General features: G+C 72.2%; 15 protein-coding genes. 4 read left to right on the top strand and 11 right to left on the bottom strand.

The genetic code is table 11. From position 1 onward, the window contains the following. Positions 1 to 135: 135 nt before the first annotated feature. Positions 136 to 1,176 (top strand): NAD(P)-dependent alcohol dehydrogenase, encoded by a 1,041-nt coding sequence (locus tag KJK29_RS12680; protein ID WP_215118988.1) that lies wholly within the window; start codon positions 136 to 138, stop codon positions 1,174 to 1,176. Positions 1,177 to 1,222: 46 nt separating this feature from the next. On the opposite strand, the gene KJK29_RS12675 is transcribed toward KJK29_RS12680, so the two are convergent. Genes KJK29_RS12675 through KJK29_RS12665 form a run of 3 tightly spaced genes read right to left on the bottom strand, consistent with a single transcriptional unit; the run spans position 1,223 to position 4,343 of the window. Then, positions 1,223 to 2,281 (bottom strand): FecCD family ABC transporter permease, encoded by a 1,059-nt coding sequence (locus tag KJK29_RS12675; RefSeq protein WP_215118986.1) that lies wholly within the window; start codon positions 2,279 to 2,281, stop codon positions 1,223 to 1,225. Beyond that, positions 2,278 to 3,288: a FecCD family ABC transporter permease gene (locus KJK29_RS12670; RefSeq protein ID WP_215118985.1), complete on the bottom strand. Its 1,011-nt coding sequence runs from the start codon at positions 3,286 to 3,288 to the stop codon at positions 2,278 to 2,280. The genes KJK29_RS12675 and KJK29_RS12670 overlap by 4 nt, the downstream gene beginning before the upstream one ends. Continuing rightward, on the bottom strand, positions 3,285 to 4,343 hold the full coding sequence (locus tag KJK29_RS12665) for an ABC transporter substrate-binding protein (RefSeq protein WP_215118978.1): 1,059 nt from the start codon (positions 4,341 to 4,343) through the stop codon (positions 3,285 to 3,287). The genes KJK29_RS12670 and KJK29_RS12665 overlap by 4 nt, the downstream gene beginning before the upstream one ends. Before the next feature lie 80 nt (positions 4,344 to 4,423). Between KJK29_RS12665 and KJK29_RS12660 the strand changes: the two genes are divergently transcribed. Both KJK29_RS12660 and KJK29_RS12655 read left to right on the top strand, forming a co-directional pair. Continuing rightward, positions 4,424 to 4,807 (top strand): VOC family protein, encoded by a 384-nt coding sequence (locus tag KJK29_RS12660; protein ID WP_215118977.1) that lies wholly within the window; start codon positions 4,424 to 4,426, stop codon positions 4,805 to 4,807. A 104-nt stretch (positions 4,808 to 4,911) separates the two neighbouring features. Next, entirely contained in the window at positions 4,912 to 5,673 is a 762-nt protein-coding gene (locus tag KJK29_RS12655) for an SDR family oxidoreductase (RefSeq protein ID WP_215118976.1), read from the top strand. 33 nt (positions 5,674 to 5,706) lie between these two features. Here KJK29_RS12655 and KJK29_RS12650 read toward each other — a convergent pair whose 3' ends face one another. From KJK29_RS12650 to KJK29_RS12630, 5 genes are all read right to left on the bottom strand, one after another. Then, entirely contained in the window at positions 5,707 to 6,624 is a 918-nt protein-coding gene (locus KJK29_RS12650) for a DUF5829 family protein (protein ID WP_215124246.1), read from the bottom strand. Positions 6,625 to 6,698: 74 nt separating this feature from the next. Continuing rightward, the gene (locus KJK29_RS12645) at positions 6,699 to 7,355 is read right to left on the bottom strand and encodes a DUF4389 domain-containing protein (RefSeq protein ID WP_215118975.1); all 657 of its coding nucleotides are present in this window, start codon (positions 7,353 to 7,355) and stop codon (positions 6,699 to 6,701) included. A gap of 102 nt (positions 7,356 to 7,457) precedes the next feature. Further along, entirely contained in the window at positions 7,458 to 8,564 is a 1,107-nt protein-coding gene (locus KJK29_RS12640) for an AI-2E family transporter (protein ID WP_215124245.1), read from the bottom strand. Between the two features lie 130 nt (positions 8,565 to 8,694). Further along, on the bottom strand, positions 8,695 to 9,363 hold the full coding sequence (gene msrA / locus KJK29_RS12635) for a peptide-methionine (S)-S-oxide reductase MsrA (protein WP_215118974.1): 669 nt from the start codon (positions 9,361 to 9,363) through the stop codon (positions 8,695 to 8,697). 110 nt (positions 9,364 to 9,473) lie between these two features. Further along, a complete protein-coding gene (locus KJK29_RS12630; RefSeq protein WP_215118972.1) occupies positions 9,474 to 10,592 on the bottom strand; it encodes a hypothetical protein in 1,119 nt (372 codons plus the stop codon). 165 nt (positions 10,593 to 10,757) lie between these two features. On the opposite strand from KJK29_RS12630, the gene KJK29_RS12625 reads away from it, so the two are divergent. Further along, entirely contained in the window at positions 10,758 to 11,912 is a 1,155-nt protein-coding gene (locus tag KJK29_RS12625) for a cystathionine gamma-synthase (RefSeq protein WP_215118970.1), read from the top strand. 22 nt (positions 11,913 to 11,934) lie between these two features. Here KJK29_RS12625 and KJK29_RS12620 read toward each other — a convergent pair whose 3' ends face one another. The 3 genes from KJK29_RS12620 to KJK29_RS12610 all read right to left on the bottom strand — a co-directional run bounded on the left by KJK29_RS12620 (position 11,935) and on the right by KJK29_RS12610 (position 13,319). Then, positions 11,935 to 12,183, bottom strand: a complete 249-nt coding sequence (locus tag KJK29_RS12620) for a hypothetical protein (protein WP_215118968.1) — start codon at positions 12,181 to 12,183, stop codon at positions 11,935 to 11,937. Beyond that, complete coding sequence (locus KJK29_RS12615; RefSeq protein ID WP_215118966.1) at positions 12,180 to 12,686, bottom strand: sigma factor-like helix-turn-helix DNA-binding protein; 507 nt, start codon at positions 12,684 to 12,686, stop codon at positions 12,180 to 12,182. The genes KJK29_RS12620 and KJK29_RS12615 overlap by 4 nt, the downstream gene beginning before the upstream one ends. Positions 12,687 to 12,812: 126 nt before the next feature. Next, positions 12,813 to 13,319, bottom strand: coding sequence for a MarR family transcriptional regulator (locus KJK29_RS12610; protein WP_189722925.1), 507 nt, complete (start codon positions 13,317 to 13,319; stop codon positions 12,813 to 12,815). Between the last annotated feature and the right edge of the window lie 126 nt (positions 13,320 to 13,445).

Below are 13,445 nucleotides of genomic sequence, written 5' to 3'. Positions count from 1 at the left end.
AGTGGTACGCACCGTGTGCGTACGCAAAACGGTGGTCTGGGTAGACGCTCGCGTTTTCGGCACGCTGGGATGCGTGCCCGGTCAGAGGATCCAGAAGGCAGCCGGGCGCACAACCCCCGCTAGGAGAACCCCGGCATGACCACTGTCGCCGCGTACGCCGCACCCGCCCCCAAGGCTCCGCTGGAGCGCACCACCATCGAGCGCCGCGAGGTCCGCGAGTTCGATGTCCTGATCGACATCAAGTTCGCCGGTATCTGCCACTCCGACATCCACCAGGCCCGTGAGGGCTGGGGCGAGGCCATCTTCCCGATGGTCCCCGGCCACGAGATCGCCGGTGTCGTCACCGAGGTCGGCCCGGGTGTGACGAAGTTCGCCGTCGGCGACCGCGTGGGCGTCGGCTGCATGGTCGACTCCTGCCGCGAGTGCGAGAACTGCAAGGCCGGGAACGAGCAGTACTGCGTCGAGGGCAACACCCAGACGTACAACTCCATCGGCAGGGACGGCGAGCCCACCTACGGCGGCTACTCGCAGAAGGTCGTCGTCGACGAGAACTTCGTCGTCCGCATCCCCGACGGCCTCTCCCTGGACGTCGCCGCGCCGCTGCTGTGCGCCGGCATCACCCTCTACTCCCCGCTCAAGCGCTTCGGCGCCGGCCCCGGCAAGAAGGTCGCGATCCTGGGCCTCGGCGGCCTCGGCCACATGGGCGTGAAGATCGCGCACGCCCTCGGTGCCGAGGTCACCGTGCTGTCGCAGTCCCTGCGCAAGCAGGAGGACGGCCTGCGCTTCGGCGCCGACCACTACTACGCCACCAGCGACCCGAAGACCTTCGAGGAGCTGAACGGCACGTTCGACCTGATCGTGTCCACGGTCGCGGCCCCGCTGGACTTCAACGCCTACCTGGGGCTGCTGAAGCCCGAGGGCACGCTGGCGAACGTCGGCGCCCCCGAGGAGCCGATCTCCCTCAGCCTCTTCTCGGTGATCGGCGGCGGCAAGTCGCTCGCCGGTTCCTTCATCGGCGGCCTGCCGCAGACCCAGGAGATGCTGGACTTCTGCGCCGAGCACGGCCTCGGTGCCGAGATCGAGCTGATCGGCGCCGACCAGATCAACGAGGCGTACAAGCGCGTGGAGGACAGCGACGTGCGGTACCGGTTCGTGATCGACACGGCGACGATCTGAGACCTTGCGGTCTGAGAGCGAGGGCCTCGGCTGTGCGCCGGGGCCCTCAGCGTCGTCCCAGGAGCCACAGCAGGTACGGCCCGCCCACCAGCGAGGTGAGCGCGCCCACCGGGATCTCCAGCGGCGGCAGCAGCGTCCGGGCCGCCAGATCGGCACCGACCAGGATCACCGCACCCGTCAGAGCCGAGGAGAGCAGCGGCAGCTGAGGCGTGCGCGTGAGGCGTCTCGCCAGCTGCGGAGCGGTCAGTGCGACGAAGCCGATGGGGCCCGCCGCGCCGGTCGCCGTCGCCGCGAGCACCACGCCCAGGACCGTCAGTCCCAGCCGGGCCCGGTCCACCCGTACACCGAGCGAGGCCGCGGTCTCGGGGCCGAGCCCCAGCGGGCGCACCGCCCGGCTCGCCCACACCAGCCCCGGCAGACACAGCAGGCACACCACGGCCAGCGGCCCGGCCTGCTCCCAGCCCCGCCCGTTCAGGCTCCCGGTCAGCCACAGCTTGACCTGCTCGGCGGCCTCCAGCTCGCTGTCCGTCAGATACAGCTGCACCACGGCGCCCAGTGCGACGCCGATCCCGACGCCGGTCAGCACGAACCGGCTCGGCTGCATGCCGTGCCGCCAGGCCAGCACATAGACCAGCGCGGCGGCGGCCAGCCCGCCCGCGACCGACACGGCGGGCAGCGCGCCCGGTGAACTCACCGCCCCCGTCGCCAGCGCGAACACGGTCGCCGCGGCCGCCCCGTGCCCGACCCCGATCACATCCGGACTGGCCAGCGGATTGCGCGTCACGGCCTGCACCAGGGCCCCCGCCACGCCCAGCGCCCCGCCGACCAGCGCCCCCAGCACGATCCGGGGCACCCGCAACTCGCCCACGACCAGCTCGTGAGGGCCGCTCCCGGTCCGCAGGGTGTGCCACACCTCGCCGGGCGACACGTACGCCTGCCCCACACAGGCGGAGACGAGCATGACGACGCCGAGGAGCAGGACGAGGGCCAGGGCGACGGCGGCGGAGCGGCGGTGGAGGAGGAGGGAGACGCGAGGGTGGGGCCGTAGGACGGAGACCTGGCGGTGAGCCGGCTCGGCCGGGGACAGTCGTGCGGTATCGGTCACGTCACAGCTCCTCTGCGCCGTACCAGCGCGACCAGCACCGGAACCCCCACCACCGCCGTCATGACCCCCGCCGGCACCTCGGCGGGAGCCCGGACCACACGCCCCGCCACATCGGCCCCCACCAGCAGCCCCGCCCCGAGGAGTCCGGACAGCGGCAGTACGACGCGATGGCCTCCGGCCACCATCCGCCGGGCGAGGTGCGGCACGGCCAGTCCCACGAAGGCGATCGGACCGGCGGCGGCCACCGCGGCGGCGGTCAGCAATGTCGCCCCCGCCGCTGCCACGCCCCGCACCAGCCCGACCCGATGCCCCAGAGCCCGTGCCGCGTCGTCTCCGAGTGCCAGCGCGTCCAGTCCCCGGGCGCACGCCAGCACCGCCAGCAGTCCCGCGCCGAGGAACGGCAGCATCGCGCCGACCGTGTCCGCGTCCCGGCCGCTGAGCGCCCCGACCTGCCAGAACCGGAACTGGTCCAGCGTCGCCGAATCGGCCGTCAGGACGACCGTCGTGGCACCCGCCGTCATCGCCGACAGGGCCGTCCCGGCCAGCGCCAGCTTCACCGGCGAGGCCCCGCCCCGCCCGCGCGCGGCGATGCCGTACACCAGGCACGCGGCCACGACCGCGCCGGTGAAGGCGTACCAGACGTAGCCGCCGAAGCCGCCCGCGAGCCCGGACGCGACGGCGACGACGACCCCGGCCGCGGCGCCCTGGCTCAGCCCGAGGATCCCCGGGTCGGCGAGCGGATTGCGGGTGACCGCCTGCAACGCGGCCCCGGCGATGCCGAGCGCGGCGCCCGCGGCCAGCCCCACCGCGGTCCGCGGCACCCGCAGGGACCGTACGACGAGCGCGTCCGGGGAGCCGCCGCCGTGCAGCAGCGCGTCGAGCACGCGGTCCGGCGCCACGGGCCGGGTGCCGACGGCGAGCGAGAGGAGACCGGCGACGGCCACCACCAGCACGGCACCCAGTACGGCGAGCGCGGCCGGCGGCCGGACGGCGAGACGCCGGGTCACCTGCCGAGGTGCTCGGCGAGCTGCCGTACGACGAGGCGGGCGGCGGTGGGACCGGCGTTGAGGTACCAGGGGTCGTCGTCGACCTTCACGGCGTGCCCGGCGTCGACGGCCTTCATCGACTTCCACAGCGGCCCGGCCAGCACACTCCCGGCGTCCGTCTTCTCCGGGTCGCCCTGCACCGAGTAGAAGATCCAGTCGCCGTCGGCGACATCGATGCTCTCCGGCCCGACGTCCTCGGAGATCGCCGTGAACCGCTGGGACTCCGGCCGCTTCAGGCCCATGTCCACGGCGAGGGACCCGGTGAAGGAGGAGACGCCGAACATGCGCGTCCGGTCGGGCGTGAACCGCACCATGGAGACGGCCGGGTCGCCCTGCACGTCGCGCCCCTCGGCGCGAGCGTCCGCGGCGATGCCGTCGAGCAGGCGCTGCGCCCGCTGCCCCTTGCCGACGGCCTCGCCGACGAGCAGCAGGTCGCGCTTCCAGTTGATGCCGTTGCCTGCGGTGATCACGGTCGGCGCGATCTTCGACAGCTTGGGGTAGAGCTCGCCGAGCGAGTCGTTGGCGAGGATCAGGTCCGGCTGGGCGGCGGCCAGGGTCTCCAGATTGGGGGCGGAGCGGGTGCCCGCGTCGGTCATGCCGGCCAGCCGGTCCTTGTGACGCGGGAAGGCGTCGGCCAGGTAGCCGGGCACGAGGCCGGCGTTGTCGGCGCGGGTGGTCGCCGTCGGGACGATGCCCAGCGACAGCAGGTCGTCGAGCTGCCCGGTGCTGAGCACGGCGATGTTCCGCGGCTCGGCCTTGATCGCCGTACTGCCCTCGAAGTGCTTGACGGTGCGCGGGAAGACCCCGTCCTCGTCGGTGTCGGCGCCCATGCCCTTCGCGAGGGCGCTCGGCGCGGCGGAGGGTCCGGCGGAGCCCTCGGCGGCGCCGATGACCTCGCTGCGCGAGCCGTCCCCCTGCTTGCCGGCCCCGCTGCCGCCGCCCGGCGACGAGCAACCGGCCAGCAGCCCTCCGGCGACGGCCAGGGCCAGGACGGCCCTCGATCCCACTGCGCGCACCACGTACTCCGATCAATGAATAAGGTGAGGCTTACCTTAATATGTGCCGGAGTATGGTGGGTCGGGAGGGGAGGCCCACCATGACCGTGCAGCTGAACCACACCATCGTCGTCGCGCACGACAAGCGCGCCTCGGCCCGGTTCCTCGCCGACCTCCTGGGACTCGAAGTGAGCCCGCCCTACGGCCCGTTCCTCCCGGTCGAGATCCCCAACGGCGTGACGCTCGACTACATGGACACCCCCGGCGCCATCACGCCGCAGCACTACGCCTTCCTCGTCTCGGAGGAAGAGTTCGACGTGATCTTCGGCCGTATCCAGGAGGCCGGTCTGACGTACTGGGCGGACCCGTTCCACAGCCGCCCCGGCGAGATCAACCACAACGACGGCGGCCGGGGCGCGTACTTCGACGACCCCGACGGCCACCGACTGGAGATCATCACGCGGCCGTACGGCAGCGGCGGCTGACCTTCCTCTCGGCCCGCGTCTGTCACATCTCCCCGCCGCCCTCCGTCATACCGGCGAAGGCGGACCGCGACAGCGAACCGCGAAGTCGACATCGGGGAGTGGTCATGACGTCATCCATCCTGGTCACCGGCGGTACGGGCACCCTGGGCGGCCATGTCGTCCCGCTGCTGCGCGCGGCCGGCCACGAGGTGCGGATCCTCAGCCGGACCGCCCGCCCGGCCGCCGACGGCATCGAGTACGTCACCGGCGATCTGCTGAAGAACGAGGGTGTCGATGCCGCCATCGAGGGCGCGGGCACCGTGCTGCACCTGGCGGGCGGCCCCAAGGGCGACGACGAGGCGACCCGCAATCTGGTGCGCGCCGCGTCCCGGGCCGGGGTACGGCACCTGGTCTACATCTCGGTCATCGGCGCGGACCGGGTGCCGCTGGCCTGGATGCGCACGAAGCTGGAGTCCGAGCGGGCCGTCGCCGACTCGGGCATCCCGTGGACGACCCTGCGCGCGGCCCAGTTCCACGACCTCACGCTGACCATGGTCGAGAAGATGGCCAAGCTGCCGGTGTTCCCGGTCCCGGGCGGCCTGCGGCTCCAGCCGGTCGACTCCCGCGAAGTCGCCGCCCGACTCGCGGAGTTGACCCTCGGCGCCCCGTCCGGCCTCGTCCCGGACCTGGCCGGGCCGCACGTCCACACCCTCGCCGAACTGGCCCGCCCCTACCTCCGCCTGAGGGGGCGGCGCCGCCCGATGCTGCCGGTGCGCATCCCCGGCAAGGCGGGGCGGGCGTACCGGGCCGGGGCGAACCTCACCCTGCGGGGGGCGGAGGAGGGGAAGCGGACGTGGGAGGAGTTCCTGGTGGAGCGGCTGGGCTAGGGGGCTCGGGGGCTCCTGGGGGCCTTACGGGCCTTACCGGGAAGCCGGCCGGTCCTGGTCGTCGAAGGTCCACACGGCACGGGACCCCGGGCCGACGGTGAGGGTCGAGTGACCGATGCGCTCCTCGTGCCGGTACGACACCGGCCGGTTCAGCGACATCCGGACCTGCCGCAGGCCCACCTGGTCGAGGGGCACGGCGTCGAAGCGGAGCGTGGTGGTGCCGCCCTTCGCGACGACGCCCCCGTCCGGCAGGGAACGCACGGCGAACCCGCCGGCCTGCAGCAGCGGCACCGTGTTGGCGAGGTCGCGTGCGGTCACCGCGAGCCGGATGCCCGTCACGTCCCGCATCAGACGGTCGCGGTAGGCGTCGGGCAGATAGCGCTCCCGGCCCACGTCACCGGGGTGTGCGGCGGGCTCGGTGTTGCCGCGCGGGTCGGCGAAGTACTCCGGCCGGTACTCCATGCCCCAGGCGCCGAAGCGGTCGTACTGGTCGGTGGTGAAGACGGCGTCGAACCACGGCACGGGGACGCCGTCGCCGAAGTCGCGTGTCTGCTGGAACTCGATCGGGTCGCCGACTCCCTGCTCGCGCAGCCGCGCGAGCACCGTCACCAGGTCGCCCTTCCGCTCGGTCGAGACGCCCATGCCGGTGGCGCCGAGGGCGGCCTCCTTGCCGGGCAGGTCGCCGACCCCGAACAGCTCCAGGTAGGTCTCGCGCCCCATCAGATAGCGGCCGGTCCAGGTCTGCCCGCCGGAACCCGTCGTGGTGCGGACCTGGAAGTCGGCGAAGTCGCGCAGATAGGCGGAGTGCTCGATGGCGTCGGCGGTCTCCCGGTCGAGGACGCCGTAGGCGTGGTTGTAGAACAGCAATTGCCGTCCGGAGTCGGTCGCCCGCGCCGAAACCGCCCCGCCCTGGACCGCCCCCGCGAGGGCCAGAGTGACGACCATGATCACCTGTAACGCTCGTCTGAGAACCATGCGAAGGAGCGTAGGGCGGGAGGAATCGATTCCGCTGGGGCGCGGCGTTGTCAGAGGCTCTTCGCCGGGGATTCCTGGCCGCCCAGGTCGAGCCGGAACGGCGGGTACTGGTCGGTCATCAGGGCGGCGTAGGCGGTCACCCGCGCGCACCAGCGGGCGAGGCCCAGCAGGAAGTCGAAGAGGTGCCGCGGATAGCGGGCGGTGAACAGCAGGATGACCACCGCGACCAGGGAGAGCCAGGGCATCAGCCCGGCGCCGCGCCAACTGTCCCCGCCCCAGCCGCCCCCGACGAACATCGCGACCACGATGTACTGCGGGATCGCCAGCAGCCACCACTTCACCAGGACCAGCCCGCGCGACAGCCGCTCGGGGTAGACGACGTCGAAGCGCGCCGGATAGTCGGGCACGTCGGCGAGGGTGAACGGCGGGTACCGGTCGGTGCCGAGGGCGGTGTGGGCGTAGTAGCCGACCCGCCAGTTCCAGCGCAGCACGCCGACACTGAAGTCGAAGAGGGACCGGGGGTACCGGGCCGTGATCAGGATGGCGAAGAACGCGATGACCGTCACGACCGCGAAGGCGATCCACAGGAAGAACAGCACGATGTAGTGCGGGATGGCGAGCAGCCACTTCACCAGCCACAGCCATCGGGACAGCCGGGCGTCCACAGACGCCTCGATACGCACGGGCGACGCGGTGACAGGGTTCATGTGGCGGAACTCCTTTCGCCTGCAGATTCGCAAGCGAGGAGGAGCCCCGCGACCCGGGCGGGGCCGTTCGCGCGTCCATGACCGGTCGCGCGAACGGGGCCGTTACGACAGCACGGGCGCGACGGCGTCCGGCTCGTCGGTGTCGTCCGGTTCCCGCGGCGGGTCGCTGAGCTGCTCGCGTACGTAGTTCCACACCACCGCGATCAGCGCGGCGATGGGGACGGCGAGCAGACTGCCCACGATGCCGGCCAGACTGCCGCCCAGCGTTACAGCGAGCAGCACCACGGCCGCGTGGAGCCCGAGACCACGGCTCTGGATCATGGGCTGGAAGACGTTCCCCTCCAGCTGCTGCACCACCACGATGATGGCCAGCACCATCAGCGCGTCCGTGACGCCGTTGGAGACCAGCGCGATGAGGACCGCGACGAAACCGGCGAACAGGGCGCCGATGATCGGCACGAACGCCGAGACGAAGGTCAGCACCGCCAGCGGCAGCACCAGCGGCACGCCCAGGATCCACAGGCCCAGCCCGATCAGCACCGCGTCGAGCAGGCCGACGGCCGCCTGGGACCGTACGAAGCTGCCCAGGGTGGCCCAGCCGCGCGCGAACACGATCGGGACGTCGGCGGCGAACCGGCCCGGGAGCTGCCGGGACAGCCACGGCAGGAACTTCGGCCCGTCCTTGAGGAAGAAGAACATCAGGAACAGCGCGAGGACAGCGGTGACCACTCCGCTCACCACGGTGCTGACACCGGTGACGACCGTGCCGACCATGCTGCCGACGCCCTCCTGGGCGCGGGCGACCGCCGAGTCGAACGCCTTGTTGATCTGGGCGTCACCGATGTTCAACGGCGGCCCCGCCGCCCACTCGCGCAGCCGCTGGATGCCCTCGACCACACCGTCGGTCAGCTCACCGGACTGCGACGCCACCGGCACCGCGATCAACGCCACCACACCCACGGCGACCAGCAGGAACAGCACGGTCACCAGCGACGCGGCGAGCGCGGGCGGCCACCCGCGACGACGGAGGGCGCGGGCCGCGGGCCAGGTCAGCGTGGTCAGCAGCAGCCCGACGACGAGCGGCCACACCACCGACCACATCCGGCCCAGCAGCCACAGAGACACGGCCAGCATCACGAAGACCAGCAGCAACTCCGCGGACACGCGCGCGGACAGCCGCAGCGCGTGACGGGCTTTCGCCGGACTCAGGGTCGAATTCGAGGGGGCAGTCACGGGGGCACCCTATTGCCAGGGAGCCCCCGCGTATCCAGCGGTACCGGTGTTCAGCACTCGGCCTCGGCTTCAGCGGTACCGGGTTCGGCTCTGCCGGTACCGGGGTTCAGCCCTCGGCCTTGGCCACACCGATCGGGCAGGACAGGCCCGTGCCGCCGATGCCGCAGTATCCCGCCGGGTTCTTGTCCAGGTACTGCTGGTGGTAGCCCTCGGCCGGGTAGAAGGGACGGCCCTGTGCCGGGGCGATCTCCGTCGTGATCTCGCCGAACCCGGAGGAGGAGAGGACCTGCTGGTAGGAGTCGCGGGAGGACTTGGCGGTGGCCGCCTGCCCGGGGGTGTGGGTGTAGACCGCCGAGCGGTACTGCGTGCCCACGTCGTTGCCCTGGCGGAAGCCCTGCGTGGGGTCGTGCGACTCCCAGAACGTCTTCAGCAGGCGCTCGTACGAGATCAGCTTCGGGTCGAAGACCACGCGCACGACCTCCGTGTGGCCGGTCAGGCCCGAGCAGACCTCCTCGTAGGTGGGGTTCTCGGTGTGACCGCCCTGGTAGCCGGCCAGGGTCGTCCACACCCCCGCCGGGAGCTGCCAGAACTTGCGCTCGGCGCCCCAGAAGCAGCCCAGACCGAAGTCGGCGACCTCCAGGCCCTCCGGGTAGGGGCCGAGCAGGGGGTTGCCGAGGACGGTGTGGCGGTCGGGCACCGTGAACGACGGCACCGGGCGGCCGGGCAGCGTCTGCTCGGGGGAGGGCAGCTGGGGCGTACGGCTGTGCAGGAACATGCGGTCTCCAGCGGTCTTCCAGGGGGCGGCGCCATCTGCGGCCGTCTACGGGACGCCCTCTACAACGTGCGGAGGCCGGAGGGAATTCCGGCCTTCCGCGGCCCGGGCCCTCAGTGCGGCAGGCTCGCCGGGCTGCCGCCGTTCGCCTCGTAGCCCGCCACCGCCAGCGCCCGGTACACCGCGAACTCCGCCGCCGGGTCCTGGGACAGCGTCCACGGCAGGGCGCCGACATGGCCGTCGATGTGTATGAGCTGGCTCATGGCCTCCGCCCAGCGCTCGCTGCGGACCAGGAAGAACATCAGGAGATGCCGCGCGTGTGCCAGCATCGGGTCGTCGGCGCGGGCCGAGTGCACCGCGTGCAGCGCGCCGTGCATCGCCTTCGTGACGACCTCCGACTGCCAGAAGCTGCTGACCAGGGTCACCTCGGGGAGGTGCTCGAACACCGCGAAGAGGGGCATCGCAGCGAGCAGCGAGCCCTGGGGCGCACGGGCCGCCGCGGCCTCGGCGAACGAGTACGCCAGCTCACGCGAGCCGTGCCACTTCTCGCACCAGTAGTGCAGCGCCGCCAGATGCGCGCCCATGTGCGCCGGGTCGCGGTCCAGGATCTTCAGCCAGAGCTGCTCGAAGTCCTTCCGTGAATAGCCGAGCCCGCGGGCCACCGACAGCTCGACGATGTACGGAACGGGATCGCCGGGGGAGAGCAGCGCCGCGTCGCCGCACGCTGATCTGGCCTCCTCCATGATGATCCGGAACTCGTCCGTCCCCGGTGTCGCCGTCCGCCACGCCTGCTGCACCAGGAACTCGGCCTGCACCGCGGCGCCGCCCGCGTCCTTGGGCGCCTCGGCCCGCCACACCCGCAGCCACTGACCGCCCGGCGCCTCGCCGACCCCGCCGGGCCGCCGCGCGAGCTCCAGTGATGCGGCACCCGCGAAGGCCTGCACCCGCTGCCAGCGACGCTCGCCCTCCGTCTCCGTGCCCGCGAGGAGCTGCTGCGCCGCGCGGTAGTCCCCCGAGCGCTGCACCACGTCCAGGACGTCCAGCAGGTCCTGGTCGGGGCCGGGCATGCGGATGTCGAGCTCCTCCTCGCGGACGAAGCCGTAGTTCGCCGGGTCCGCGGCGTCCGGGTGGTCGGGCGAGACCAGTCCGACCGCACCGCGCCGGCGTCGCAGGAAGGGGAGCAGCACGAAGCCCAGCATGACCAGTGCGATCAGGACCCACAGAATCTCCATGCAACAAGCGAACCAGACCGCGCCGACAATTGGCCAACCCCCTCCCCGAACCTGTGGAAAACCCCCGCCGGGCAGCCCCCGGCGGTCCTGTGGAGAACCCTGCGCCGAGCGCGCGTCGACTCGTACTCCGGCACTCTTCGTCTCGGCGCACTACCCTCGGTCCTCATGAGCGACAGGCACATCAGTCAGCACTTCGAGACGCTCGCGATCCACGCGGGCAACACGGCCGACCCCCTGACGGGCGCGGTCGTCCCGCCGATCTACCAGGTCTCGACCTACAAGCAGGACGGCGTCGGCGGTCTGCGCGGCGGCTACGAGTACAGCCGCAGCGCCAACCCCACCAGGACCGCGCTGGAGGAGAACCTCGCCGCCCTGGAGGGCGGCCGCCGCGGCCTCGCGTTCGCGTCCGGGCTGGCGGCCGAGGACTGCCTGCTGCGTACGCTGCTCAGCCCCGGCGACCACGTGGTCATCCCCAACGACGCCTACGGCGGCACGTTCCGGCTGTTCGCCAAGGTCGTCGCCCGCTGGGGCGTGGAGTGGTCGGTCGCCGACACCAGCGACCCGGCGGCCGTGCGGGCGGCCCTCACCCCGAAGACCAAGGTGGTGTGGGTGGAGACCCCCTCCAACCCGCTGCTCGGCATCACCGACATCGCCGCCGTCGCTCAGATCGCCCGGGACGCGGGCGCCCGCCTCGTCGTCGACAACACCTTCGCCACGCCCTACCTCCAGCAGCCGCTGGCCCTGGGCGCGGACGTCGTCGTGCACTCGCTGACCAAGTACATGGGCGGCCACTCGGACGTCGTCGGCGGCGCGCTGATCACCAGCGACGCCGACCTGGGCGAGGAACTGACCTTCCACCAGAACGCGATGGGCGCCGTCGCCGGCCCCTTCGACTCATGGCTGGTGCTGCGCGGCACCAAGACGCTCTCGGTCCGCATGGACCGGCACAGCGAGAACGCCGTCAAGGTCGCCGACATGCTCACCCGGCACGCGCGCGTGAGCAGCGTGCTGTACCCGGGCCTGCCGGAGCACCCGGGCCACGAGATCGCCGCCAAGCAGATGAAGTCGTTCGGCGGCATGGTCTCGTTCCGTGTCGAGGGCGGCGAGGAGGCGGCCGTCGAGGTCTGCAACCGCGCCAAGGTGTTCACGCTGGGCGAGTCCCTGGGCGGCGTGGAGTCGCTCATCGAGCACCCCGGCCGTATGACGCACGCGTCCGCCGCCGGCTCGGCCCTGGAGGTCCCGGCCGACCTGGTGCGTCTGTCCGTCGGCATCGAGAACGCCGACGACCTGCTGGAAGACCTGCAGCAGGCGCTCGGCTAGAACGGCCCGGCCCCTTCGGGGGTCACCAGCCGGTGAGGGGTGGAGTCGTCTCCGACGGCGGCTCCACCCACGGGCGGACCGTCAGCGCCCACACGGTGAACGCCACGGCCGCCGTGAGCAGCAGCAGCCACAGCATCCGGCGGGCCAGCGCCCTGCGCCGCAGCATGCGGCCGCCCCGGCGCACCGCCTCCGTGTGGATCTCGGGCGGCACGGGCCGCGGCGCCTGCTCCATCAGCCGCCGCACGGTCGCCTCGCGGTCGTTCCCTCTCATGACGGCACCGCCTTCGCGGAAGCCGCCACCGCAGGTGCCGGACCCCGCTGCCGGTGCAGCAGGGTCGACATCGCCCGGTGACAGATGGCCCTTACGCGCTCCACGGAAAGCCCGAGCAGGGCCGCCGTCTGCTCCTCGGCGACGCCCTCGTAGAGCCTGAGGACCAGGATCAGACGTTCCTGCGGAGTGAGCGGGGCCAGCGGTGCGGCGGGGTGCGGGCGGGTGCGGCCGAGCGGGCCGTGGTGATGCCAGGTGCCGCGTGCGAAGCGGGTGGCGAGGTACTGGCGGGTGCGGTCGTAGGGATCCTCGCCGCGCAGCCGGTCCCAGCACGCGTACGTGTGCGCCAAGGACAGGGTCAGCAGGCGCCGCGCACGGGGGTTGTCGTCCGGGTCCTCTGCGGTGAGCAGGGTGGCGGCACGCAGCAGCCGACCCGCCGCGCCCGCGACGAACGCCTCGAACTCCCGGGCCCGACGGGTCTCCCGGGACGCATGCCGTTGCCGCATCGCGCCTCCCGCCCGCCGGCGACCCTGAGGATGCGGGCCCGGCCGCGTACGGACGCGTACGACAGGACCCGGTCTCATATCAGGCCAGGGTCGGCCCCGCGGTCAAGAGCCGCGCACGGCCGGTGCTCAGGAGGGCGACTGCGTCTCCGGCCCCGGCACTCCCGGCACCGCCATCCGGGCGGACAGCGCGCTGTTGAAGCGCGTCAGGAGCGTGCAGAACGCCTCGCGCTCCTCCGGCTCCCACTCCTCGGTCAGCTCGGCCATCAACTGCCGCCGCGACGAGCGCACTTCCTCCAGCCGGGCCTGCCCGCGCGGGGACAGCTGGAGCACCACCGCGCGTCCGTCCTCGGGGTGCGAGGTGCGCTTCACCAGACCCGTGTCCACCAGCGGAGCCACCTGCCGGGTGACCGTCGACGAGTCGATCCCCATGCTCGCGGCGAGCGCCTTGACGCCCATCGGGCCTTCCTTGTCGAGACGGTTGAGCAGGAGATACGCGGCGCGGTCCATGGAGTTGCGCACCTGCCCGACTCCGCCGAGCCGGGTCTGTTCGGCACGGCGGGCGAACAGTGCCACCTCGTGCTGCAGCGTGTCGAGAAGACCGGTGTCACCGACGGTCGTCATGTCCATCGACATTTCAGGTGTTGTGGGCATCGCCGGGGGCTCACTTCGTGGAGGGCTGGCTGATTGGGGGACAGGGTACGCGGCCGGGAGGCGGGTCGTACCGGCGCTTCACAAAGCGGGTCTCGGAGGTTGGTCACA

It is taken from the genome of Streptomyces koelreuteriae (assembly GCF_018604545.1).
Classification (GTDB): domain Bacteria; phylum Actinomycetota; class Actinomycetes; order Streptomycetales; family Streptomycetaceae; genus Streptomyces; species Streptomyces koelreuteriae.
The sequence above is the reverse complement of the archived record's forward strand: the minus strand, read 5'-3'. Positions and strand labels throughout refer to the sequence as shown.